Source organism: Streptomyces sp. SID5469 (assembly GCF_009862865.1).
Lineage (GTDB): Bacteria > Actinomycetota > Actinomycetes > Streptomycetales > Streptomycetaceae > Streptomyces > Streptomyces avermitilis.
In genome coordinates this window covers 2,045,265-2,068,639 of the sequence record NZ_WWIN01000001.1, presented here as the reverse complement: position 1 = coordinate 2,068,639, position 23,375 = coordinate 2,045,265, and the positions used below count along the sequence as shown (strand labels likewise).

Here is a 23,375-nt window from a genome sequence, read left to right as displayed (position 1 = left end):
TGCGACGGGGGGCCTGCGGCGCGGGAGCGGGACGGCCGCGGGCGCGCCGAGGGCGCGGGAGCGGAAGCGCGCCCCCCTCGGCCCATCCCTCGGCCCACCCCCTCAGCCCATCCCCACCTCCTCCGGCGTCGTGTCCTTCAGCTTCCCCTCCAGCAGCAGCCAGCGTGTGATCCCGATCGACTCGAGGAACGGCACGTCATGGCTGGCCACGATCAGCGCGCCCTCGTACGACTCCAGAGCCGTGGTGAGCTGCCGGACGCTCGCCATGTCGAGGTTGTTCGTCGGCTCGTCCAGCAGCAGGAGCTGCGGGGCGGGCTCGGCGAGCATCAGCGCGGCGAGGGTGGCCCGGAATCGTTCGCCGCCCGACAGGGTCGCGGCCCGTTGGTCGGCTCGCGCGCCCCGGAACAGGAAGCGGGCCAGCCGCGCCCGGACGCGGTTGTTCGTGGCGTCCGGCGCGAACCGGGCCACGTTCTCGGCGACCGTCAGCTCGTCCTCCAGAACGTCGAGGCGTTGCGGCAGGAACCGCAGCGGCACATGGGCCCGCGCCTCACCCGACACCGCCTGCAACTCGCCCGCGATCGTGCGCAGCAACGTCGTCTTGCCCGCGCCATTGCGCCCGATCAGCGCGATCCGTTCGGGACCGCGCAGTTCGAGGCCGCCGTCCACCCGGGCGCCGTACGTCAACTCCAGGTCCTGGAGAGTGAGCACGGAGCGGCCCGGCGGTACGGCCGTGTACGGCAGGTCGACGCGGATCTCGTCGTCGTCCCGCACCGCCTCGGCCGCCTCGTCCAGGCGCTCCCGGGCCTCGGTGAGTCGCTCCTCGTGCAGGATCCGGTGCTTGCCCGCGGACTCCTGGGCCGCCCGCTTGCGCGCCCCCATGACGATCTTCGGCTCGCGCTTCTGCTCGTACATCTTCTGGCCGTACCTCTTGCGGCGGGCCAACTTGACCTGCGCGTCGATCAGTTCACGCTTCTGCTTCTTCAGGTCGGACTCGGCGACGCGCACCATGCGCTCCGCCGCCTCCTGCTCGGTGGCGAGCGCCTCCTCGTACGCGGAGAAGTTGCCGCCGAACCAGGTGACCTCCCCGGAGCGCAGATCCGCGATCTGGTCGACCAGTTCCAGGAGTTCGCGGTCGTGGCTGACCACGACCATGACCCCGGACCAGGCCTCCACGGCCGCGTACAGCCGGCGGCGCGCGTACAGGTCGAGGTTGTTGGTCGGCTCGTCGAGCAGGAGCACGTCCGGGCGGCGCAGCAGCAGCGCGGCCAGCCGCAGCAGGACGGACTCACCGCCCGACACCTCGCCGATGGTGCGGTCCAACTCGATGTGGCCGAGCCCGAGTTCGCCGAGTGTCGCGATGGCGCGCTCCTCCACGTCCCAGTCGTCACCGACCGCTGTGAAGTGTTCCTCGGCCACGTCACCCGCCTCGATGGCGTGCAGCGCGGCGCGCGTCGCGGCGATGCCGAGCGCCTCGTCGACCCGGAGGGCGGTGTCGAGGGCGACGTTCTGGGGGAGGTAGCCGGCCTCGCCCGCGACACGGACGGTGCCGTCGGCCGGGGAGAGCTGTCCGGCGATCAGTTTCAACAGGGTGGACTTGCCTGATCCGTTGACGCCGACGAGCCCGGTCCTGCCGGGGCCGAACGTGGCTTGCAGGTCGTCGAAGACGACGGTGCCGTCGGGCCAGGCGAAGGACAGGGACGTACAGGTGATGGATGCGGTCATACGGTGCCTCGCGGTTGCTCGAGGTGGTCATGGGCAACGCGTGTGAGACACCGCGGGGGGCGACGGTCCCGGGGAATGAGCCGGAGCACGGCGGAGGGCATGAGAAAAGCCCTGTACCGGAGGACGGCTCGGATGCCGAGGTCGCACGCAGCGCACACCACACGGTCAGTGAGGTGTGACGCGGTGTCTCAGGACCTCAGACGAGCAACGTCCTTCTCCAATCGACGGCAACAGAACCGGTGTACACGCTAGGAGCGGGTATGCGGGCTGTCAACGCAATTAACGTGGGCCCTGCCCAGTACCGAGGAGGCACCGTGCCCGACGGCTCGCTCTCACTGCCGGCCCGGCTCTATCTGCTGTCCTGGGACACGACGAAACTCAAGGTCAGCGGCGAGACTCACCTCCATCACCTGGTCCGCGCCGGTGCCCTCACGGAGCTGGCGCAGCGCGGTCTGCTCACCGATGTGGACGGCATCGCCACGCCGGCCGACCCGGATGGCCGTACCGGTGATCCCGTTCTCGACGGGCTGATGGAACTCGTCGAGGAGTCCCGGCCGCGCAAGTGGAAGGCCTGGGTGACCCTGCGGGCCCGCGTCACGCTGGACGCCGTACGCGCCCAGCTCGCCGCCGACGGATATCTGCGCGCCGAGAAGAGACGCGTGTTCGGGCTCTTCCCCTCCGTGGAGTACGAGCTGGCGCGGGTGCCCGCGGTGCAGGCGCTGCGCGCCGAGGCCCGGCAGGTGCTGGAGGGCCCGCTGCCCGTAGCCGCGGTCCCCGACCGGGACGCGGCCCTGGTGGCCCTGGCCGCCGCGGCCGAACTGCGCACCCTGGTGCCGTCCAAGGACCGCAAGCGGTACAAGGACCGCGTCGAGGAGCTGACGGAACGCGGCGGGGCGGCGGCACCCGCACTGCGGAAGGTCATCCAGGAGGTGCGGACGGCAATGATCGTCGCGATCACGGCGGCGTCGACGTCGGGCGCCGCGACGAGCAGCTGAGCGCCGGCCCGCGGCGAAGACCTCGGGTGAGGGGGAGGGGTAAGAGCCGTCCGCCTTCCTCACCGCCTGAGCGCGGAGATGCTGGTCACCGGGGCCGTCGACCCGGTGACTGGGCAGGCGCTCGCCGGGGGTACGAACCCCGCTGAATGTTGTGGTCCGGCCGGGCGCGCCGACCGTGACCGAAAACCGGCCGCCCCGGCGTCGTCCGCGTCAGCGCGGAGCCGGACGCTGCGGCGAACCACTCGCTCGCGCGGACGCGTTCAGCACGCGTCGCGCATCAGTTCCGCCAGATCGTGGTCCAGATCGATCTGCAGATGCTCCAGGCCGACCGGCACCAGCTCCGTCGTGCGCTCCAGGAAGCGCCGGATCTCGCCCGAGCGGACGTGGACCACGGCGGTGCCTTCCGGGGCGTGGAACTCCAGGACGGTGCGGTCGTAGCCGTACGGCCGCACCCGGACGTCACCGTGGCCCACAGGCTCCTCCATGCCGGACGCGAGCAGCTCGCGCGCGAAGGTCCAGCAGACCTCCACGCCCTCCAGCGTCGCCGGGGCGGGGAAGGTCATGCGGATCGCGAACGGGTCGCTCCGGTCGTAGTGGAGCGTGGCGGGAATGCTCGGCATCCGCGGCGCGGCGGCGACGAGACGGGCCTCTACGGGCTGCTCGATGACGGTGGACAACGCCTTGCTCCCTTGTGACGGCTGGATGGACTCCGGACGGATGTGGCCAGGCACTTGAAGAGACGTTGGAATGAGCCAATCCGTGCACCTGAATTTCGAGTGACCTCTGTCACCGAGAACATTCGGTGTGGTGATCCATTTCTCATCCGTCGTCTCCGGGATATCGGAGAGGACACCCGGTGGAGGCGCGCGGTTCCCGGGTGAGGGCATCTGGACGCCACCGGGGGAGTGGGCTAGCTTCGCCCGCCATGACGGGCTTGGGGAACACGCGACGCACGAGACGGACGAGGCGCACAAGACGTACGAGCCGACTGATGAGCGTGGGAGCGTGCGTGGCGGCCCTGGCCGCAGCGCTGACGACTCCCGCCGGGGCGGCTCCCGCCGGGGCGGCACCCTTGTCGGCCGCCGGCAGGCAGACGCCGCACTGGCAGCTCAAGGACAGCGGCACGGACGTCCGCTTCCGCGGTCTTTCGGCCGTCAGCCGGCACGCCGCCTGGGTGGCCGGATCCAAGGGCACCGTGCTGCGCACGACCGACGGCGGGGCGCACTGGCGCAACGTCTCGCCGCCGGGCGCCGCCGATCTGGAGTTCCGTGACATCGAGGCGTTCGACGCGCGGCGCGCCGTGGTGCTGGCCATCGGCGAGGGCGAGGCGTCCCGGGTGCTGCGCACGGACGACGGCGGCGCGACCTGGACCGAGTCCTTCCGCAACACCGACGCGAAGGCCTTCTACGACTGCCTCGCCTTCTTCGACCGGCGCCACGGCCTGGCGATGAGCGACCCGGTCGACGGCGCGTTCCGCATCCTGTCGACCAGCGACGGGGGCCGCTCCTGGAAGGTGCTGCCCGGCGCCGGGATGCCCGCGGCCCAGGACGGCGAGGCCGGCTTCGCGGCCGGCGGACAGTGTCTGGTCACCTCGGGACCGCGCGACGCGTGGCTGGCCACCGGCGGCGGCGCCCACGCGCGCGTGCTGCACTCCGCCGACCGCGGACTGACGTGGACGGCGGCCGACACGCCGATCCCGGCGGGCGATCCGGCGCGCGGTGTCTTCGCGCTCGCCTTCCGCGACCGCACGCACGGCATCGCGGTCGGCGGCGACTACCGGGCCGACCAGGCGTCCCCGCGGGCGGCGGCGGTCAGCGGCGACGCCGGCCGCACCTGGACGACGGCCGCGCAGCCTCCGCCCGCCTACCGCTCCGGCGTCACCTGGCTCCCGCACACCGGCTCCGCCGCCCTCGCCGTCGGCCCCACCGGAACGGACCTGACCACGGACGGCGGCCGCACGTGGAAGACCCTCGACACGGGCTCGTACGACACCGTGGACTGCACCCCGGACCGGGGGTGCTGGGCCTCCGGCGAGAAGGGACGGGTGGCCCGTCTGGAGTAGTGACCGCTCCTTCGGCGCGCGGCGGCCGACGGGCGATGTTCGCCTGGGAAAAGGGGGTACCCGTGCGCCACCAGTTTTCCGGAGCGCAGTGATCCCGGAGGAAGTGAGGAGTCATGCCACGCGGTTCGAGCCCCAAGAGGGAACGTCAGTACGAGCACATCAAGCAGAGCGCGCAGGACCGGGGCGAGAGCCAGGGGCGCGCCGAGGAGATCGCCGCGCGCACCGTGAACAAGGAGCGGGCCCGGTCCGGTGAGTCGAAGACGGCGAGCAAGACGTCCACGAACGACATGTCGTCCGGCAAGCGCGGCGGTCAGCGCTCGCACACGGGCTCGGCGGGGCCCACGTACGACCAGCTGTACGAGGAGGCCAAGCGGCGCAACATCCACGGCCGTTCGGACATGAACAAGTCGCAGCTGAAGCAGGCACTGGGCAACAAGTGACACCGGCCCGCGGGGTCGTACGCTCGTCACCATCATGACGACCGTACGCATCCCCGCGGGCTGGCCCGCCACCGAAGAAGAAGCCCGTGCCGTGCAGGACGAGTTGCGCGGACGAGTGATCCTCGACGAGCCGGGCCCACCGCCCGGAACCGGTCGTGTGACGGGCGTCGACGTCGCCTACGACGACGAACGCGACGTGGTCGTGGCGGCGGCGGTCGTGCTGGACGCGGCGACGCTGGACGTGGTCGCCGAGGCCACGGCCGTGGGCGAGGTCTCCTTCCCGTATGTCCCCGGCCTCCTGGCCTTCCGGGAGATCCCCACGGTCCTGGCCGCCCTCGACGCCCTGCCCTGTCCCCCCGGCCTGATCGTCTGTGACGGCTACGGGGTGGCCCACCCCCGTCGCTTCGGCCTCGCCAGCCACCTCGGCGTCCTCACCGGCCTCCCCACGATCGGCGTCGCGAAGAACCCGTTCACCTTCTCGTACGAGGATCCCGGCGCCCCACGAGGCAGCGCCGCGCCCCTGCTGGCGGGCGCCGACGAGGTCGGCCGGGCTCTGCGCACCCAGTCCGGCGTCAAACCCGTGTTCGTGTCCGTGGGACACCGGGTGGACCTCGACCACGCCTGCGCCCACACCCTCGCGCTGACCCCGAAATACCGCATCCCGGAGACGACCCGACGGGCCGACTCCCTGTGCCGACGGGCCCTCAAGGAGGCGACTGCCTGAGGGGCGCCCGTCGACTCGGTTCCGGGGTGGCCGCTGCGGGGGCTTACCGTTTGGCCGCCACCCGGAACGTGATGCCCGCCGCGCGGAGGCGGTCGATGAGGGCGTCTCCCATCGCCACCGCCGTCGTGACCTGGCCGGACGTGTGCGGCAGGTCGTCGAGCGCGAGGGACAGGGCCGACTCCGCGAGCATTTTGGCCGTCTCGTCGTAGCCGGGGTCACCGCCCGCGACCTCCGTGTAGACGCGCTGTCCGCCGCCCTCGCCGACGAACCGGACCGAGAACCAGCTCTTCGCGCGCTTCTCGGCGCTCGGCCCGTCCCCCGGCTTCAGCCGGCCGGACAGCCAGCGCCGCGCGGGCGGCAGCTGGGCGGCCGCGAAGAGCGCGCTGACGGCGGCGACCCCGCCCGCGGCGAACGGCAGCTGCTCGACCGCCGCGTAGTGCCGGTAACGGAAGTCGGGCCCGTACCGCTCCAGCACCCGCGCCGAGCGCTGCACGATCTGGCTGTCGATCGTGGGCAGCGGCAGCGCCCACGCCCCGACCTCCTTGGCGAACCGCGGCGCACCCAACGGCGCCTGCACCCGGCGGCCCACCACTCGGGGTTCGTGCCGCCTGCGGTCCCGGGCCGCGGCGAGCATCTGCGGGCCCCGCGCGAACTGGTTGAGCGCGGAGGCGAACGTTCCGCCCGAGAACATGGCCTGCGAGCGCACATAGCCGTCGACCGTCAGCGGCACCCCTTCGGGCAGCTGCCGCACGGTGAAATACGCCCCCAGGTCGTGCGGGATCGAGTCGAACCCGCAGGCGTGCACCAGCCGTGCCCCCGTCTCCCGCGCGCGTGCGTCGTGCCGAACGTACGTGAGGTCCACGAACTCGGGCTCACCGGTCAGGTCCGCGTAGTCCGTGCCGGCGTCGGCGCAGGCGGCCACCAGCTCCTCGCCGTAGTTCAGGTAGGGACCGACCGTCGTGGCCACCACGCGCGCGTTGCGGGCGATGTCCCGCAGGGACCCGGGGTCGGCGACGTCCGCCTGGAGTATTCCGATCTCCGAGGCGCCCCCGAGCCGCTCCCGCACCTGCTCCAGCCGCCGCGCGCTGCGCCCCGCGATCGCCCAGCGAAGCCCCTCGGGCGCGTGCGCGGCGAGGTACTCCGCGGTGAGCGTCCCGACGAAGCCCGTGGCTCCGAAAAGCACGATGTCGTACGCGCGATCCGTTTTCAGCCTGCTCATGACACCCCTCAGCCCGCGCCGTTGTCGGTGGCCGAGGCTAGCGTGAGGTGCGAGCGGTCGAACACCGAGGTGTGCGTCATCCTCGGCGGGCCGGCGCCGGCCGTACCTCGTGGACGTCGGTGGAATGTCCCACTCCGGTGTGTTCCATGACAGTCTGGCGTTCGGAATCTAGACTAAGCGCTTGCTCGCCCAGGGCTTGTCTGTGGTGGAACACGTTCTTAACATCACTGATGTCACATCAGTGGTGTCACAGTGCTGGGGGCTTGATGGCAGTGGCAAGGACGCCGGGGCACGGCCCGCTCGCAGGCGTGCGCGTGGTCGAGCTGGCGGGCATCGGGCCCGGCCCGTTCGCCGCGATGCTCCTCGCCGACCTCGGCGCCGATGTCGTCCGGGTGGACCGTCCGGGCGGCGCGGGGCTCGCGATCGCCCCCGAGTACGACGTGACCAACCGCAACAAGCGGTCCGTGATCGTCGACCTCAAGGCCGAGCACGGACCGGCCGGCGTCCTCGACCTGGCCGAACGCGCCGACATCCTGATCGAGGGCTACCGCCCCGGCGTCGCGGAACGTCTGGGCGTCGGCCCGGAGGCCTGCCACGCCCGCAACCCGAAGCTCGTCTACGGACGGATGACCGGCTGGGGCCAGGAGGGCCCGCTCGCCCAGCGGGCCGGGCACGACATCGCGTACATCGCCCTGACCGGCACTCTCGGCATGATCGGCAACCCCGACGAGCCGCCCGCGATCCCGGCCAACCTCGTCGGCGACTACGCGGGCGGCTCGCTCTACCTCGTCGTCGGAGTGCTCGCCGCCCTCCACCACGCGCGCGCGACCGGTACCGGCCAGGTCGTGGACGCCGCCATCGTCGACGGCGCGGCGCATCTGGCGGCGATGATCCACGGCATGCTGGCGGCGGGCGGCTGGCAGGACCAGCGCGGCGCCAACCTCCTCGACGGCGGCTGCCCGTTCTACGGCACGTACGAGACGGCCGACGGGCAGTACATGGCGGTGGGCGCCCTGGAGCAGCAGTTCTACGCCGAGTTCGTGGAGCTGCTCGGCATCGGGGACGAGGCGCCGAGCCGCAAGGACGTGTCCCGCTGGAGCGAGCTGCGCGAGACGGTCGCGGCCCGCTTCAAGACCCGTACGAGGGACGAGTGGACGGCGGTCTTCGAAGGCTCCGACGCCTGTGTGGCACCCGTCCTGTCGCTCCGTGAGGCACCGGCACACCCCCACCTCGCCGCCCGCGGCACCTTCACCGACCACGGCGGCATCACCCAGCCCGCCCCCGCACCACGCTTCTCGGCGACCCGCACGGCCGTCCGGAGCGGGCCCGCACAACCGGGCGCCCACGTCGAGGACGTGGCCCGTGAGTGGGGCGTACCACGGCTGCTCGAGGGCCTCCGCCCCGGACCGGGGGAGGGCGCCTGATGGAACTCTCCCTCCCGCTCGGCCACGCGCACGGACCGCGCCCGGCAGAGCCCGGCCGCCCCCTGCTGAACGTCAGCCCACCGGCCCCGAACCCGCCCGGTCGGTCGACACCGTCAAGAGCCGGCTCCAACCCTCCCCGAAAGGCCCATCAGTGAGCACCGAAGCGTACGTGTACGACGCGATCCGCACCCCGCGCGGGCGTGGCAAGGCCAGCGGGGCCCTGCACGGCACGAAGCCCATCGACCTCGTGGTGGGACTCATCCACGAGATCCGCGACCGTTTCCCCGGGCTGGACCCGGCCGCGATCGACGACATCGTGCTCGGTGTGGTGGGTCCTGTCGGCGACCAGGGCTCCGACATCGCCCGGATCGCCGCGATCGCGGCCGGGCTGCCCGACACGGTGGCCGGCGTCCAGGAGAACCGCTTCTGCGCGTCCGGCCTGGAGGCGGTCAACCTGGCCGCCGTCAAGGTCCGTTCGGGCTGGGAGGACCTGGTGCTCGCGGGCGGCGTCGAGTCGATGTCCCGGGTGCCGATGGCTTCGGACGGCGGCGCCTGGTTCGCCGACCCGATGACCAACATGGCCACCAACTTCGTACCGCAGGGCATCGGCGCCGATCTCATCGCCACGATCGAGGGCTTCACCCGCCGGGACGTCGACGAGTACGCGGCGCTCTCCCAGGAGCGGGCCGCGGCCGCCTGGAAGGACGGGCGCTTCGAGAAGTCCGTCGTGCCCGTGAAGGACCGCAGCGGTCTCGTCGTTCTCGACCACGACGAGCACCTGCGGCCCGGCACCACCGCCGACTCGCTCGCCAAGCTGAAGCCGTCGTTCGCCGACATCGGCGACCTGGGCGGCTTCGACGCGGTCGCCCTCCAGAAGTACCACTGGGTCGAGCAGATCGACCACGTCCACCACGCGGGCAACTCGTCCGGCATCGTGGACGGCGCCTCGCTGGTCGCCATCGGCTCGAAGGAGGTCGGCGAGCGCTACGGTCTGCGGCCCCGCGCCCGCATCGTCTCCGCCGCCGTCTCCGGCTCCGAGCCCACCATCATGCTCACGGGCCCCGCGCCCGCCACCCGCAAGGCGCTCGCCAAGGCGGGGCTGAGCATCGACGACATCGACCTGGTCGAGATCAACGAGGCCTTCGCGGCCGTAGTCCTGCGCTTCGCGCGGGACATGGGCCTGTCCCTGGACAAGGTCAACGTCAACGGCGGCGCCATCGCCCTCGGGCACCCGCTCGGAGCCACCGGCGCGATGATCCTCGGCACCCTCGTCGACGAACTGGAGCGCCAGGACAAGCGCTACGGCCTGGCCACGCTGTGCGTCGGCGGCGGCATGGGCATCGCGACGATCGTCGAGCGTGTCTGACCCCCAACGGATCTTTCTGACCCTCCCCAAGGGATCTTACGGAGCACCCCTGATGAGCACTGAGCCCACCACCATCCGCTGGGAACAGGACGAGACCGGGATCGTCACCCTCGTTCTCGACGACCCCAACCAGTCCGCCAACACCATGAACCAGGCCTTCAGGGCGTCGATCGCGGCGATCGCCGACCGCGCCGAGGCCGAGAAGGACTCCATCCGCGGGATCATCTACACCTCCGCCAAGAAGACCTTCTTCGCGGGCGGCGACCTCAAGGACATGATGAAGGCCGGCCCGTCGGACGCCCAGCGGGCGTTCGAGACCGGTACGGCGATCAAGAACTCCCTGCGCCGCATCGAGACCCTGGGCAAGCCGGTGGTCGCCGCCATCAACGGCGCGGCCCTCGGCGGCGGTTACGAGATCGCTCTCGCCTCCCACCACCGCATCGCCCTCGACGCGCCCGGCTCCAAGATCGGCCTGCCCGAGGTCACCCTCGGTCTGCTCCCGGCGGGCGGCGGCGTCACCCGTACCGTACGCCTCATGGGCATCGCCGACGCCCTCCTGAAGGTGCTCCTCCAGGGCACCCAGTACGCGCCCGCCCGCGCCCTCGAGAACGGCCTCGTCCACGAAGTCGCCGCGACCCACGAGGAGATGCTCGCGGGGGCCCGCGCCTTCATCGACGCCAACCCCGAGTCCCAGCAGCCCTGGGACAAGCCGGGCTACCGCATCCCGGGCGGTACCCCCGCCAACCCGAAGTTCGCGGCGAACCTGCCGGCCTTCCCGGCCAACCTGAAGAAGCAGCTGAACGGCGCCCCCTACCCGGCCCCGCGCAACATCCTCGCGGCCGCCGTCGAGGGCTCCCAGGTCGACTTCGAGACCGCCCTGGTGATCGAGGCCCGCTACTTCACCGAGCTGGTCACCGGACAGACCGCCAAGAACATGATCCAGGCGTTCTTCTTCGACCTCCAGGCCGTCAACTCCGGCGCCAACCGCCCCCAGGGCGTCGCACCGCGCCAGGTCCGCAAGGTCGCCGTACTCGGCGCCGGGATGATGGGCGCGGGCATCGCCTACTCATGTGCCCGCGCGGGCATCGAGGTCGTCCTCAAGGACGTGTCCGCGGAGGCCGCGGCCAAGGGCAGGGGCTACTCCGAGAAGCTGTGCGCCAAGGCGGTCTCCCGGGGACGTACGACTCAGGAGAAGGCGGACGCGCTCCTCGCCCGCATCACGCCCACCGCCGACCCTGCCGACCTGGCGGGCTGCGACGCGGTGATCGAGGCCGTCTTCGAGGACACGGCGCTCAAGCACAAGGTGTTCGAGGAGATCGAGCACATCGTCGAGCCGGACGCCCTGCTCTGCTCCAACACCTCCACCCTGCCCATCACCGCACTCGCCGAGGGCGTGGAGCGCCAGGCCGACTTCATCGGGCTGCACTTCTTCTCGCCCGTCGACAAGATGCCGCTCGTCGAGATCATCAAGGGCGAGCGGACCGGCGACGAGGCGCTGGCGCGCGCCTTCGACCTGGTCCGCCAGATCAACAAGACCCCGATCGTCGTCAACGACTCGCGCGGCTTCTTCACCTCCCGTGTCATCGGCCACTTCATCAACGAGGGCGTGGCGATGGTCGGTGAGGGCATCGAGCCCGCGTCCATCGAGCAGGCGGCCGCGCAGGCGGGCTATCCGGCCAAGGTCCTGTCCCTCATGGACGAGTTGACGCTCACCCTGCCGCGCAAGATCCGGGCCGAGTCGAAGCGGGCGGTCGAGGAGGCGGGCGGCACGTGGGTGACCCACCCGGCGGAGGCGGTCATCGACCGCATGGTCGACGAGTTCGGCCGCACGGGACGCGGCGGCGGTGCGGGCTTCTACGACTACGTGGACGGCAAGCGCGCCAAGCTGTGGCCCGGGCTGCGCGAGCACTTCACCAAGCCGGGCCATGAGATCCCCTTCGAGGACATGCAGGAGCGCATGCTCTTCGCCGAGGCGCTGGACACCGTCCGGCTCCTCGAGGAGGGCGTGCTGACGTCCGTCGCGGACGCCAATATCGGGTCGATCTTCGGGATCGGTTTCCCGGGCTGGACCGGCGGTGTCCTCCAGTACATCAACGGGTACGCCGGCGGGCCGGGTGCCGGCGCCGGGGCAGGTGCCGGCCTGCCCGGCTTCGTGGCACGGGCGCGTGAACTCGCCGAGCGCTACGGGGAGCGGTTCACGCCGCCGGCCCTGCTCGTGGAGAAGGCGGAGAAGGGCGAGCACTTCAGCGACGCGAAGTAGCGCGACGGGGAGGGGCCTGCGACGGCGCGTCGCTGAGCGGCGCGAGGTGTCGTGTCGCTGAGCGGCACGCCGCTCCTGCCCAGGTGGACGGGACCGGACGCCGAGCGGCGAACCGGTCCCGTCCCCTCCCTGCCCGCCCGTCCCGGCGAGTGAAAACGCGCTCTTGCCGCCGCCCTGACGGCTCACCACACTCGCTGCATGGAGACACGTACCGCCCTGGTGACCGGAGCGGCACAGGGCCTCGGGCAGGAGTTCGCCGTCGCGCTCGCGGGGCGCGGCTTCCGGGTGGCGGGGCTCGACCTGGTCCCGCAGCCGGAAACGGCGAAACGGGTGCTGGACTACGTGGAGTTGACCGCGGACGTCAGCGACGAGGAGCAGGTCCGGGAGGCGCTGGACGAGGTCATCGACCGGTTCGGCACGCTGCACGTCCTGGTCAACAACGCGGGCGCCGGCCCCGAGTCGGACTTCGAGGACACGACGCCCGAGGAGTGGCGGCGGGCCATGCGCGTCAACCTGGAGGCCCCTTTCCTGGTGACCCGCGCCGTGCTGCCGTATCTGAAGGCGGCGGGCTGGGGCCGCATCGTGAACATCGCGTCGGCGGCGGTCTTCGCCGCACCGCCGACGAGGGTCGCCCACGTGACCTCGAAGGCCGGCCTGATCGGCCTGACCCGCTCACTCGCCTCGGCCCTCGGCCCGTACGGCATCACGGTCAACGCGATCGCCCCGAGCGCGGTCCGCACGGCGGATCTGGTCTCCACGCTGCTGTACGTCGTCGACGAGGGCAGCGGTCTCCTGACCGGCCAGACCCTGACCGTGGCGGGCGGCTCGACGTGCTGGTGAGGGGCTCGACGTATCGGTGAGCGGCTCGACGTGCTGGTGAGGGGTGCGGCCACGTCCGCGACCGCACCACGTGGTCTCGTCGCTCGTAGTACCCCGTCGGGAGGGGCTCAGGACTCCGCCAGCCACTCCCGCAGCTCCTCCCGCAGGGAGCGCTGGAAGGTGGTGAGCAGGGCCTGCACGACCAGCGGCTGCATGTGCGCCGACAAGGACTTCACCGCCTGCGAGTCGCGCTCGGCCACCGCGTCCCGGAACAGCCGCGACAGCTCGTGGGCCGCCGCGCGCGAGTGCTCGATGAGTGCGGTGCGCGCCGCGAGGATCGCCTCGTGGGCGACCGGCACGTCGAGGAGCTGGACGCCCAGCGGCAGCAGCCCGGGGTCCACGCGGAACGCGTCCTCGGTCCGGGCGAGCACGCTCATCGCGGCGAGCCGCTCCAGGTCCGCCTCGCCCAGCGGCCGGCCCGCCCGCCGCTCCAGCTCCGCCCGGGTCACCGTCTCCACCGCGTCCGGCGCCCAGGAAGCGACCACGGCACGGTGGAGGGCCAGGTCGTGGGCGCTCAGGTCCGGCGGGAGCTGCTGGAGGTGGCGCTCGATCGCGGCGAGCGTCATCCCCTGGTGCTGCAACTCCTCGATGAGGGCGAGCCGGGCCAGGTGCTCCTGGCTGTAGTGGCCCACCCGCCGGGGGCCGATCGAGGGCGGCGGCAGCAGGCCCTTGGAGCTGTAGAAACGGACCGTGCGGACCGTGACGCCCGCACGCGCGGCCAGTTCGTCGACCGTGAGTGTCGGCTCGCCGGTGTCCGTCGTCATGACAGCCTCGCCTTCCCGGATCGCGCGGCGATCGCCCTCCAGTACGGGCGGCGACGCGGTGTAACAGTATTGCTGTCTCACCACGGGGTGAAAGGCCTGTCCGGCCCCGTGGCGGGGGGTGTGAGGCATGACGTTCGGGCGATTGTCCACCCCATGATCAACATGTGAGATGTGCCGCTATGTGACATGCGCCATCGCATGCGCGGCGATCGCCGGGGGAAGGTGGCGCCTTGGTCTGTGCCGCGTCCCGTGCGGAGCGGGCCGTGGCACATCCGGAGACCCGAGGACTCGTTCCACGGGCGCACCAGAGAGTGGATCCACCCGTGAGCAAGGACGCCGTAGACACGGCCAGGGTTGCATCGCGCACCGATGTGACCCAGTCGCCCGCGGACGCAGGCGACGCCGGTTACAGCAAGGACCTCAAGGCCCGCCACGTCAACATGATCGCGATCGGCGGAGCGATCGGCACCGGTCTCTTCCTCGGTGCCGGCGGCCGCCTCCACAACGCGGGACCAGCCCTCGCCATCGCCTACCTCGTCTGCGGCGTCTTCGCCTTCTTCGTGGTCCGGGCCCTCGGCGAACTGGTCCTCTACCGGCCCTCGTCCGGATCCTTCGTGTCGTACGCGCGCGAGTTCCTCGGCGAGAAGGGCGCGTACGTTGCCGGGTGGATGTACTTCCTGAACTGGTCGACGACCGGAATCGCGGACATCACCGCGATCGCCCTCTACACCCACTACTGGAGCCTCTTCACCGACATCCCGCAGTGGGTGCTCGCGCTGATCGCGCTCGCGGTCGTCCTGGCCGTGAACCTGATCTCGGTGAAGATCTTCGGCGAGATGGAGTTCTGGTTCGCGATCATCAAGGTCGCCACGCTGGTCGGATTCATGCTGATCGGCATCTTCCTGCTGGCCACGCACCACGAGGTCGGCGGCCACACCCCGGGCCTGAGCGCCGTCACGGACCACGGCGGGATCTTCCCGCACGGGATGATGCCGGTCGTCCTGGTGATGCAGGGCGTGATCTTCGCGTACGCGGCCCTGGAGCTGGTCGGTGTCGCGGCGGGCGAGACCGCCGAGCCGGAGAAGGTCGTCCCGCGCGCGGTGAACTCGATCATGTGGCGCGTCGGCCTCTTCTATGTCGGCTCGGTCGTCCTGCTCGCACTGCTGCTGCCCGGATCGGTGTACTCGGCGGACCAGAGCCCCTTCGTCACGGTGCTGTCGAAGATCGGCATCCCGGCGGCCGGTGACGTGATGAACCTGGTGGTCCTCACGGCCGCCATGTCGTCGCTGAACTCCGGTCTCTACTCGACCGGCCGCATCCTGCGCTCCATGGCCATGGCGGGCTCGGCGCCCAAGTTCACGGCGCGGATGAACCGCAGCCAGGTCCCGTACGGCGGCATCCTGCTCACCTGCGCGGTCTGCGTCCTCGGCGTCGGCCTCAACTACCTGATGCCGACCCAGGCCTTCGAGATCGTCCTGAACGTGGCATCCCTCGGCATCATCAGCACCTGGGTGATCATCATGATCTGCCACCTGGTGTTCGTCCGCCGCGCCCGGGCGGGCCTGGTGACCCGGCCGTCCTTCCGGCTGTTCGGCAGCCCCGTCACGGAGATCGTCACGATCGCCTTCCTGCTGGCCGTGCTCGGCCTGATGTGGAACGACCCCGAGGTCGGCCGTAAGACCCTCCTCCTCATCCCGCTCGTCGCCGTCCTGCTGGTGGGCGGCTGGTTCGCGGTCCGCCGCCGGGTCTCGCAGGCCGAGGACCGGGAGCTCGCGCAGCTGAAGTAGCAGGTCGGCGGCCACTGTCAGTGGCAGTGCCTACGGTGGCGTCATGTCGGAGATCAGGTATGTCCGGGGTGACGCCACCGTTCCGTCGGGCGAGGGCGTGAAGATGATCGCCCATGTGTGCAACGACATCGGGGGCTGGGGAAGCGGCTTCGTGCTGGCCGTGTCCCACCGCTGGCCGGAGCCCGAGAAGGCGTACCGAGCCTGGTACCGGGACCGCGCGGCGAACGACTTCGGGCTGGGCGCCGCCCAGTTCGTCCAGGTCGAGCGGTCTCTGTGGGTGGCCAACATGATCGGCCAGCGGGGGATACGCACCAGCGACAACGAGGTGCCCGTACGGTACGAGGCGATCGACGCGGCGCTCGGTCTGCTCGCCGACAGGGCCGTCGCACTCGACGCGTCCGTCCACCTGCCGCGCATCGGCTGTGGACTGGCCGGCGGCACCTGGTCACGCGTGGAGCCGCTCATCACGGAGCGGCTCGTGCGGCGGGGCATACCGGTGACGGTCTACGACCACGGCGACTGAGCGAGGGACGCGCCCTCCGTGCGGGGACCGCTCGCGCATCAAGGCCGAGCCGAGGCCGACCTGACCATGGGCCGAAGCCGAAGCCGAAGCCGAAGCCGAAGCCGAAGCCGAAGCCGAAGCCGAAGCCGAAGCCCGGCTCGGGCTCGGCTCGGCGTCTCCGGCTCGCCGGAGCCGGCCTCGGCCCCGGCGACCCGGATCGTGGGCGAGCCGCCGGCCGCCCGGGGGAACCCGGCTGATCAGCCCTGGTGCGCCGAGTTCGTCGCGGCGATCTTCTTCCAGGACCTCGGCTGGACGGTGGCCGCCGCGGTACGGGACGCGAGCGACGCGCCCTTCGCCGCGGACGCGGCCGGCTTCGACGGCTGGAACAGCCAGGTGTCGAAGAGGGCGGCCAGCGACTTGCCCGACACCTTCTCCGCGTACTTCTGGAAGTCGCCGACCGCCGCGTTCCCGTACGCGTGGTCCTTCGGCCAGCCCTTCAGGACGGCGAAGAACGCGTCGTCACCGATCTCGTTGCGCAGTGCCTGGACGGCCAGCGCCCCCCGGTCGTACACGGCGGTGTCGAACTGGTCGTCCGGACCCGGATCCCCGGGCTTGACCGTCCAGAACGCGTCGTCGGCCGGGTGCGAGGCGTACACGTAGTCCGCCAGTTCCTGCGTCGTGCCCTCACCCTCGTGCTCCGACCACAGCCACTGCGCGTACCGCGCGAAGCCCTCGTTGATCCAGATGTCCTTCCACCCGGCGAGGGAGACGTCGTCGCCGTACCACTGGTGGGCCAGTTCGTGGACGACGACGGAGGTGTTCGAGCCGTTCGCGAACTGCTTCGGGCTGTAGTACACGCGGGTCTGCGTCTCCAGGGCGTACCCGGTGGTCGTGTTGGGCACGTATCCGCCGACCGAGTTGAACGGGTAGGGGCCGAAGTACCCGCTCAGCCAGTCGACGAGCTCCCCGGTCCGCTCCACGCTCGCCCGCGCGGCACCGTCGTTGTCGCCGAGGTCCTTGCTGTAGGCGTTGATGACCGGGATCCCGTCGGACGTCTTCCCGGTCGTGATGTCGAACCTGCCGACGGCGAGCGTGGTGAGGTACGTGGCCTGCGGCTTGGTGGACCGCCAGTTGTAGCGCGTCCAGCCGAGTTTCGAACTGGTGGACTGCAGTAGGCCGTTGGAGATCGCCTGGGTGCCGTCCGGCACGGCCACCGACACGTCGTACGTGGCCTTGTCGCTCGGGTGGTCGTTGCTCGGATACCACCACCAGGCAGCCTCGGGCTCGTCCGCCGCGACCGCGCCGTCCGGAGTGCGGTGCCAGGTGCTGAACCCGTACGCGCTCTTCGTCGACGGCACCCCGCTGTAGCGGACGACGACCGTGACCGGCGTGCCCTTGGGCAGCGGCGTCGCCGGGGTGATCTCCAGCTCGTGCTGACCCGACGTCGTGAACGAGGCCTTGGCGCCGTTGACCCGCACCTCGCTCACATCGAGCAGGAAGTCCAGATCGAACCGTGAAAGGTCCTGTTTCGTCGTGGCCAGGAGGGTGGCCGTGCCCTCCAACTCGTCCGTCCGCGGCTGGTACTTCAGCCGCAGATCGTAGTGCGAGACGTCGTATCCGCCGTTGCCGTAGGCCGGGTAGTAGGGGTCGCCGATGCCCGGCGCTCCGGGGGAGTAGCTCGCGGCCGATGCCGGGATCGCCAGCAGGAGGGAGGCCGCGAGCGCGCCCGGGGCGATGAGTCTGCGGTGCACAGGAGCTCCAAGTCATAGGGGCACGAAGTCTGTTCGGACCCTATTCAGTCCCTGTGGCCGCGGGCATGTCCACAGCCGCTCCTGTCACACGATCGCCATTCGGACGTCATGAGTGATTCCGCCCCACAGGTGTCTCACAGACCCTCTTTTGCAAGGGAGTTGGCCGGGGTACCTTCCGCCCATGCCGAAACGTGCGCGCCGTATGCGCCTCACGACCTGGAGATCGCCGGTCACCGCGGTCATCGCCGCCCTGCTGGCCGCCTTCCTGACTCCCGCCGCCGCACACGGCGCGCCACGGGAGAGCGCCCCGGTCTACTCGTACGAGAACGCCATCCGGGAGTCCGTATGGGTGGACACCCGCCTCGACGGCGACGGCGACGGGAAGACCGACCGCGTGGCCGTCGACGTCGTCCGTCCCCGCGAACTCGCCCGGCAGGGCCGCAAGATTCCCGTGATCATGGACGCGAGCCCGTACTACTCCTGCTGCGGACGCGGCAACGAGAGCCAGAAGAAGACGTACGACGCGAACGGCGACGTCGTCCGGATGCCGCTCTTCTACGACAACTACTTCGTGCCCCGCGGCTACGCCTTCGTCGGTGTCGACCTCGCCGGCACCAACCGCTCCGACGGCTGCGTGGACGTGGGCGGCCGCTCCGACATCCAGTCGGCGAAGGCGGTGATCGACTGGCTGAACGGCCGGGCGCACGGCTACACCAGCCGCACCGGCACCGCCCGGGCCAAGGCGACCTGGACCAACGGCAGGACCGGCATGATCGGCAAGAGCTGGGACGGCACCGTCGCCAACGGCGTCGCGGCCACCGGGGTCAAGGGCCTGAAGACCATCGTGCCCATCAGCGCCATCTCCTCCTGGTACGACTACTACTTCGCCAAGGGCGCCCCGCTCTACGACTCGGGCCCGGACTGGCTGTCCGACTACGTGGACAGCCCCGACGCCCGCACCAAGTGCGCCGCCGTGCAGCGCAAGCTCGTCGACGAGGCGCCGCGCACCGGTGACTGGACCTCGCTGTGGACCGAGCGCGACTATGTCAAGGACGCGAGCAAGGTCCGGGCGAGCGTCTTCCTGGTCCACGGCATGCAGGACCTCAACGTCCGCGCCAAGAACTTCGGCCAGTGGTGGAGCGCCCTCGCGAAGAACGGCGTCGAGCGCAAGATCTGGCTGTCCCAGACCGGCCACGTCGACCCGTTCGACTTCCGCCGCACCGCCTGGGTGGACACGCTGCACCGCTGGTTCGACCATGAACTCCTCGGCTACGACAACGGCGTCGACCGCGAGCCGACGGCCGACATCGAGCGCCACCCCGACCAGTGGGTCACGTCCACGCTCTGGCCGCCGCGCGGCACGGACGCCGTGACGCTGCGACCCGGCACGGGCACCCAGGCCGGTGTCGGCACCCTCGGGCTGCGTACCGGATCCGGCACCGAGACCTTCACCGACGACCCGCGGCTGAGCGAGACGGACTGGGCCGCCCACATCGACGAGTCCACCGCGAGCAAGGCCGGATTCGTCACCGCGCCCCTGGCCGGGGACGTGCGTCTGTCCGGCTCCTCCAAGGTGACCGTCACCGCCACACCGACCACCTCCACGGCCCACCTGTCCGCGGTACTCGTCGACCTCGGCCCGGACACGATCCGCGACTACGCCGACGGCGGCGAGGGCATCACCACGCTCACCGACCGCACCTGCTGGGGTGCGAGCACGGCCGGAGACAGCGCCTGCTTCAAGAACACGCGGGCCACGACCGCCGCCGTCGACTACACCGTCCTCAGCCGCGGCTGGGCCGACCTCGGCAACCACGCCTCCGCCCGCAAGGGCGTCCCGCTCACCCCGGGCAAGGCGTACACGATCACCCTCGACCTCGCCGCCACCGACCACGTCGTCCCGAAGGGCCACCGGCTCGCACTGATCGTCGCCGGCACCGACAAGGACCTCATCGACCCTCCGTCGAGCACGCCCACCCTGACGCTCGACCTGGCCCGCACCTCGGCCCGGGTCCCGCTCGTCGGAGGCGCCGCCGCCTTCACCCGGGCGACCGCCCAGTCCGGCACCGCCGCGGACGCCACCGTCCTCGACGGCGTACGTGAGCCGCACACCGCGCACCGCGTCCCCGGAGGCGGCCTGTGACGACCCGACGCATGAGCGCCGTCGCCCTCGCGGCGGCGGCCCTCGCCGCGCCCCTGCTCACAGCACCCGCGCACGCGGCCGAACCCCCGCCGCGTACGGGATTCGAGCAGACCGACGGCGCCCGCTGGACCACGCAGCCCGAGGAGCAGGACTTCCTGACCGCGCTCGACAGGACGAGCGAGCGGGTGTCCCTCGCCCGTATCGGCACGACCGAGCAGGGGCGGCCGCTGGACCTCGTCCGGGTCGGAGGCGGACACCGCGCCCGTGCCACCGTGCTGCTCGTCTGCAGCCAGCACGGGGACGAGCCCTCCGGTCGCGAGGCCTGCCTGACCACCGTCCGCGATCTCGCGTACGCGAAGGACGCGCATACCCGGCGCTTCCTGAAACAGACCACCCTGCTCGTCGTGCCCACCGCCAACCCCGACGGCCGGGCCGCCGACACCCGCGGCAACAGCGACGGCGTCGACATCAACCGCGACCACCTGGAACTGCGGACCGCCGAGGCCCGTGCCGTGGCGGCGGTCCTCCGCGACCGCCGGCCCGACGTGATCTACGACCTGCACGAGTACGGGGCCACGCCCCCGTACTACGACAAGGACCTGTTCGACCTCTGGCCGCGCAACCTCAACACCGACCCCACGGTGCACGACGAGGCACAGACCCTGTCACAGGCGTATGTGCGCCCGGCCGCCCAGCGGGCGGGGTACACGACAGGGACCTACGGCATCTGGACCGATCCCGTCACCGGCGATCCGGTCAAACAGACCGCCGGGGACGGACAGGAGCGGATCCTGCGGAACATGTCAGGCGTCAAACACGCCGCCGGACTGCTCATCGAGAGCCGCGTCGACCCCCTCACGGACGCCGAACAGACGGACGGATCACTCAACAAGCGGCGTCGGGTCCAATCCCAACTGGCCGCGCTGGGAGGTCTGTTCGGCTTTACCGGCGAGCGCGGCGCACGGGTCGCCGCCGCCACCGACGCGGCCCGGCTCGCCGGGTACCGCGACCGCGGGCCGGTCTATGTGGGCGGCGCCGACAACGACCCCGCCGAACCCGCCGAGGTGATTCAGAACCCGCCCTGCGGCTACCGGCTCACCGCCGAGCAGTACACGGCCGTCAAGGACCGGCTCGCCCTGCACGGCGTGCGCGTACGCCACGAGGGCGCCGACGGCGCCGACGGCACAGTCCTCGTACCGCTGCGCCAGTCGCTGCGCGCCCTCGTCCCGCTGCTCCTCGACGAGCGTGCGCCGTACCACCTCACGGCCGGAGAAGCGGCCGCCGACTGCTGACCGCTCACCAGGAGGCGGCCAGCCCTGCCGCCTCCTGGGCGCACCCCCAGGCCACGGTGACGCCCGCGCCGCCGTGGCCGTAGTTGTGCACCAACACCCGTCCGTCCGAGAGCGGTTCGCGTTCCAGCCGGACCGTGCCGCGCGCCGGCCGCAGCCCCGTCCGGTGCTCCAGGACCCGCGCCCCGGCGATCTCGGGTCGCCACGCCGCACAGCGCCGCACGATCGCCTCGGCCACCGCCGGATCGGGCACGAGGGACCACTCGTCCTCGACCGCCGTGCCGCCGAGCAGAAGCCGGCCCGGCTGCGGGAAGAAGTACGCCATCTCCCCGTCGGCCCCGGTGGAGACGAGCCAGGTGCGGATGCCGGGGTTCTCCACGACGACGAGCTGCCCCCGCACGGGACGCACCGACGTGTCCGGTACGAGGTCACGGGCGCCCAGGCCCGTGCAGTTGACCACGACCGGCGCCTTGGCCTCCGCGAGGTCGGTCACCGTACGGGTCTCGACCGTCCCGCCCGCCGCGGTGAACCGCTCGCGCAGCCACCGCAGATGCGCCGGCATGTCGATCAGCGGCAGCCGTGCCCACAGCCCGCCCCCGGGACACTCCTCGGCCGTCGCCGCCCGCAGCCCGAGGGCCCGGCCCAATGCCCACGCCTCGGTCTCCTCCAGCGTCGCCCCGCCCTGCACGCCTTCGACCATGCGTACACCGGTTCGCCCGGGGCGTGTCGCCAGTTCCTCGTACACATCGAACGAGGTGAGGGCCCACGCGCGGGCCGACGCCGCCGGCTCGATCCGATACGGCCACCACAGCGCGCCCGCCACCGCCGAGGTGGTCCGCTCGACCGGCTCCCGCGTCCACACGCGTACGCGCCGGCCGCTCTCCGCCAGGACGATCGCCGTCGTCAGCCCTATGACGCCGCCGCCGACCACGATGACCTCACCGCTTCGACCAGTCTCCACGCCCGGACGTTAGCGGAATATGTCATGCCGTGCTCACATCGCTCCTCCTCTGGGAATACTCACCCCATGTCTGCCGAGTACGCGACCTTCGGCCTGGCACCGGCGATGCGTGCCGGTGGAGTCCTCACCAACGGCGATTACCAAGTGCACCGGGACTTCGTGGACTTCATCGTCGACGGGCGCCCGCTGCTGTTCCAGCTCTCCGACCTCGACGCCGTCTCCCCACTGGCCTCCGACGTGCCACCCGCGATCTTCACCGCGCAGGTCCGGGGCCTGCTGCTGGAGGCGGAGGCTCCGCCCGCGGACGGCCGGTACGTCATCTATGGCTGCCCCGAATGCGAGAACATCGAGTGCGGGGCCGTCACCGCCGTCATCGAGAAGGACGGCGAGGATTTCGTCTGGCGCGACTTCGCCTGGCAGACGGACGAGCGGGCGGACCTGGAGCTGAACGGCTACCACGGGATCGGTCCGTTCCGCTTCCATGGCACCGAGTACCGTGACGCGCTCAGCTCCCTCCTCGACGGCGGCTCGGGCCCGCGCCGCCGCGTCCTGCTGATCGGCGCCCGCGTCGCCGTCCTCGCCAAGCTCGCCGCCGCCCTGCGCACGATCGGTATCGGCGCCGACATCACCCACGACGCCACGGCGGTCCCGGCCGACGAACTACGGGAGTACGGCGCGGTGGCCTTCGGCCGGGCCGTCGGCGAAAAGGAACGTGCCGCCGTGCGGCAGTCCTTCGCGCGCGCCGGGGTCGAGGTCGCGTACATCGACGGCCTGGCGCCGATCATCCCGCTCCTCGTGGCGCAGACGGAGCACGCCCTGGACCGCAGTCCCGAGGAGCGGCGCCGGCTGACCCGCCTGGTCGCGGCCGACGGCGAGGCGGGCATCGAGGTCACCTCCACCTGCCGGGTCCGCCTCACGGCGTACCGGCTGGACCGTCTGTACCGCACCCACGTCCACGAGGTCTTCGACGATGTCCTGGAGGCCGGACGCCATCGGATCCCCCTTGACCCGAAGGCGACGAAAGGCGAGTCCTTCGTGGTGGCGAGGACGTCGGGGAGCGTGCTGGTGGCGGCGATGGAACGCTGAC

19 protein-coding genes are annotated in these 23,375 nt (G+C 71.3%); 13 read left to right on the top strand and 6 right to left on the bottom strand.

Features of this window, described 5'->3' with window-relative positions; all coding sequences use genetic code 11:
- Positions 1-102: 102 nt before the first annotated feature.
- On the bottom strand, positions 103-1,722 hold the full coding sequence (locus GTY58_RS08930) for an ABC-F family ATP-binding cassette domain-containing protein (protein WP_010983128.1): 1,620 nt from the start codon (positions 1,720-1,722) through the stop codon (positions 103-105).
- 314 nt (positions 1,723-2,036) lie between these two features.
- On the opposite strand from GTY58_RS08930, the gene GTY58_RS08925 reads away from it, so the two are divergent.
- The gene (locus GTY58_RS08925) at positions 2,037-2,717 is read left to right on the top strand and encodes a GPP34 family phosphoprotein (RefSeq protein WP_037645871.1); all 681 of its coding nucleotides are present in this window, start codon (positions 2,037-2,039) and stop codon (positions 2,715-2,717) included.
- 260 nt (positions 2,718-2,977) lie between these two features.
- Here GTY58_RS08925 and GTY58_RS08920 read toward each other — a convergent pair whose 3' ends face one another.
- Entirely contained in the window at positions 2,978-3,394 is a 417-nt protein-coding gene (locus tag GTY58_RS08920; protein WP_010983126.1) for an SsgA family sporulation/cell division regulator, read from the bottom strand.
- 314 nt (positions 3,395-3,708) lie between these two features.
- On the opposite strand from GTY58_RS08920, the gene GTY58_RS08915 reads away from it, so the two are divergent.
- The 3 genes from GTY58_RS08915 (at position 3,709) to GTY58_RS08905 (ending at position 5,943) form a co-directional block, all read left to right on the top strand.
- A complete protein-coding gene (locus tag GTY58_RS08915; RefSeq protein ID WP_037645873.1) occupies positions 3,709-4,779 on the top strand; it encodes an oxidoreductase in 1,071 nt (356 codons plus the stop codon).
- A gap of 113 nt (positions 4,780-4,892) precedes the next feature.
- The gene (locus GTY58_RS08910; RefSeq protein ID WP_010983124.1) at positions 4,893-5,219 is read left to right on the top strand and encodes a hypothetical protein; all 327 of its coding nucleotides are present in this window, start codon (positions 4,893-4,895) and stop codon (positions 5,217-5,219) included.
- Between the two features lie 34 nt (positions 5,220-5,253).
- Complete coding sequence (locus GTY58_RS08905) at positions 5,254-5,943, top strand: endonuclease V (RefSeq protein WP_010983123.1); 690 nt, start codon at positions 5,254-5,256, stop codon at positions 5,941-5,943.
- Positions 5,944-5,986: 43 nt separating this feature from the next.
- Here the strand turns inward: GTY58_RS08905 and GTY58_RS08900 are convergent, their stop codons facing one another.
- Complete coding sequence (locus GTY58_RS08900; protein WP_010983122.1) at positions 5,987-7,162, bottom strand: saccharopine dehydrogenase NADP-binding domain-containing protein; 1,176 nt, start codon at positions 7,160-7,162, stop codon at positions 5,987-5,989.
- Between the two features lie 266 nt (positions 7,163-7,428).
- Here GTY58_RS08900 and GTY58_RS08895 point away from each other — a divergent pair, with 266 nt between their 5' ends.
- The 4 genes from GTY58_RS08895 to GTY58_RS08880 all read left to right on the top strand — a co-directional run bounded on the left by GTY58_RS08895 (position 7,429) and on the right by GTY58_RS08880 (position 13,052).
- Positions 7,429-8,586 carry a CaiB/BaiF CoA-transferase family protein gene (locus GTY58_RS08895; RefSeq protein ID WP_078234627.1) on the top strand — a complete coding sequence of 386 codons (1,158 nt, stop codon included), beginning with the start codon at positions 7,429-7,431 and terminating at the stop codon, positions 8,584-8,586.
- A 151-nt stretch (positions 8,587-8,737) separates the two neighbouring features.
- Entirely contained in the window at positions 8,738-9,952 is a 1,215-nt protein-coding gene (locus GTY58_RS08890; protein ID WP_010983120.1) for an acetyl-CoA C-acetyltransferase, read from the top strand.
- Between the two features lie 52 nt (positions 9,953-10,004).
- Positions 10,005-12,212, top strand: coding sequence for a 3-hydroxyacyl-CoA dehydrogenase NAD-binding domain-containing protein (locus GTY58_RS08885; RefSeq protein ID WP_010983119.1), 2,208 nt, complete (start codon positions 10,005-10,007; stop codon positions 12,210-12,212).
- Positions 12,213-12,410: 198 nt separating this feature from the next.
- The gene (locus GTY58_RS08880) at positions 12,411-13,052 is read left to right on the top strand and encodes an SDR family NAD(P)-dependent oxidoreductase (protein ID WP_010983118.1); all 642 of its coding nucleotides are present in this window, start codon (positions 12,411-12,413) and stop codon (positions 13,050-13,052) included.
- Between the two features lie 107 nt (positions 13,053-13,159).
- On the opposite strand, the gene GTY58_RS08875 is transcribed toward GTY58_RS08880, so the two are convergent.
- Entirely contained in the window at positions 13,160-13,855 is a 696-nt protein-coding gene (locus GTY58_RS08875; protein ID WP_010983117.1) for a MerR family transcriptional regulator, read from the bottom strand.
- Positions 13,856-14,178: 323 nt separating this feature from the next.
- Between GTY58_RS08875 and GTY58_RS08870 the strand changes: the two genes are divergently transcribed.
- Together GTY58_RS08870 and GTY58_RS08865 are read left to right on the top strand one after the other, a co-directional pair.
- Positions 14,179-15,642 (top strand): amino acid permease, encoded by a 1,464-nt coding sequence (locus tag GTY58_RS08870; RefSeq protein ID WP_010983116.1) that lies wholly within the window; start codon positions 14,179-14,181, stop codon positions 15,640-15,642.
- A gap of 43 nt (positions 15,643-15,685) precedes the next feature.
- A complete protein-coding gene (locus GTY58_RS08865) occupies positions 15,686-16,165 on the top strand; it encodes a macro domain-containing protein (RefSeq protein ID WP_010983115.1) in 480 nt (159 codons plus the stop codon).
- A 236-nt stretch (positions 16,166-16,401) separates the two neighbouring features.
- On the opposite strand, the gene GTY58_RS08860 is transcribed toward GTY58_RS08865, so the two are convergent.
- Positions 16,402-17,895 carry a M1 family metallopeptidase gene (locus GTY58_RS08860; protein ID WP_010983114.1) on the bottom strand — a complete coding sequence of 498 codons (1,494 nt, stop codon included), beginning with the start codon at positions 17,893-17,895 and terminating at the stop codon, positions 16,402-16,404.
- A 181-nt stretch (positions 17,896-18,076) separates the two neighbouring features.
- On the opposite strand from GTY58_RS08860, the gene GTY58_RS08855 reads away from it, so the two are divergent.
- Both GTY58_RS08855 and GTY58_RS08850 read left to right on the top strand, forming a co-directional pair.
- Positions 18,077-20,038 (top strand): Xaa-Pro dipeptidyl-peptidase, encoded by a 1,962-nt coding sequence (locus tag GTY58_RS08855; protein WP_037645876.1) that lies wholly within the window; start codon positions 18,077-18,079, stop codon positions 20,036-20,038.
- An 11-nt stretch (positions 20,039-20,049) separates the two neighbouring features.
- Complete coding sequence (locus tag GTY58_RS08850) at positions 20,050-21,330, top strand: M14 family metallocarboxypeptidase (RefSeq protein WP_037645878.1); 1,281 nt, start codon at positions 20,050-20,052, stop codon at positions 21,328-21,330.
- A 4-nt stretch (positions 21,331-21,334) separates the two neighbouring features.
- On the opposite strand, the gene GTY58_RS08845 is transcribed toward GTY58_RS08850, so the two are convergent.
- Positions 21,335-22,288 (bottom strand): FAD-dependent oxidoreductase, encoded by a 954-nt coding sequence (locus GTY58_RS08845; protein WP_010983111.1) that lies wholly within the window; start codon positions 22,286-22,288, stop codon positions 21,335-21,337.
- A 66-nt stretch (positions 22,289-22,354) separates the two neighbouring features.
- Between GTY58_RS08845 and GTY58_RS08840 the strand changes: the two genes are divergently transcribed.
- The gene (locus GTY58_RS08840) at positions 22,355-23,374 is read left to right on the top strand and encodes a hypothetical protein (RefSeq protein WP_010983110.1); all 1,020 of its coding nucleotides are present in this window, start codon (positions 22,355-22,357) and stop codon (positions 23,372-23,374) included.
- The last annotated feature ends 1 nt before the right edge of the window (position 23,375 follow it).

Bases quoted from the DNA above. Each gene is read 5' to 3' on its own strand.
- GTY58_RS08855 (WP_037645876.1), top strand. From the start codon at position 18,077: ATGCCGAAACGTGCGCGCCGTATGCGCCTCACGACCTGGAGATCGCCG.
- GTY58_RS08930 (WP_010983128.1), bottom strand. From the start codon at position 1,722: ATGACCGCATCCATCACCTGTACGTCCCTGTCCTTCGCCTGGCCCGAC.
- GTY58_RS08865 (WP_010983115.1), top strand. From the start codon at position 15,686: ATGTCGGAGATCAGGTATGTCCGGGGTGACGCCACCGTTCCGTCGGGC.
- GTY58_RS08875 (WP_010983117.1), bottom strand. From the start codon at position 13,855: ATGACGACGGACACCGGCGAGCCGACACTCACGGTCGACGAACTGGCC.
- GTY58_RS08910 (WP_010983124.1), top strand. From the start codon at position 4,893: ATGCCACGCGGTTCGAGCCCCAAGAGGGAACGTCAGTACGAGCACATC.
- GTY58_RS08880 (WP_010983118.1), top strand. From the start codon at position 12,411: ATGGAGACACGTACCGCCCTGGTGACCGGAGCGGCACAGGGCCTCGGG.
- GTY58_RS08915 (WP_037645873.1), top strand. From the start codon at position 3,709: ATGAGCGTGGGAGCGTGCGTGGCGGCCCTGGCCGCAGCGCTGACGACT.
- GTY58_RS08850 (WP_037645878.1), top strand. From the start codon at position 20,050: ATGAGCGCCGTCGCCCTCGCGGCGGCGGCCCTCGCCGCGCCCCTGCTC.
- GTY58_RS08885 (WP_010983119.1), top strand. From the start codon at position 10,005: ATGAGCACTGAGCCCACCACCATCCGCTGGGAACAGGACGAGACCGGG.
- GTY58_RS08905 (WP_010983123.1), top strand. From the start codon at position 5,254: ATGACGACCGTACGCATCCCCGCGGGCTGGCCCGCCACCGAAGAAGAA.
- GTY58_RS08900 (WP_010983122.1), bottom strand. From the start codon at position 7,162: ATGAGCAGGCTGAAAACGGATCGCGCGTACGACATCGTGCTTTTCGGA.
- GTY58_RS08895 (WP_078234627.1), top strand. From the start codon at position 7,429: ATGGCAGTGGCAAGGACGCCGGGGCACGGCCCGCTCGCAGGCGTGCGC.
- GTY58_RS08840 (WP_010983110.1), top strand. From the start codon at position 22,355: ATGTCTGCCGAGTACGCGACCTTCGGCCTGGCACCGGCGATGCGTGCC.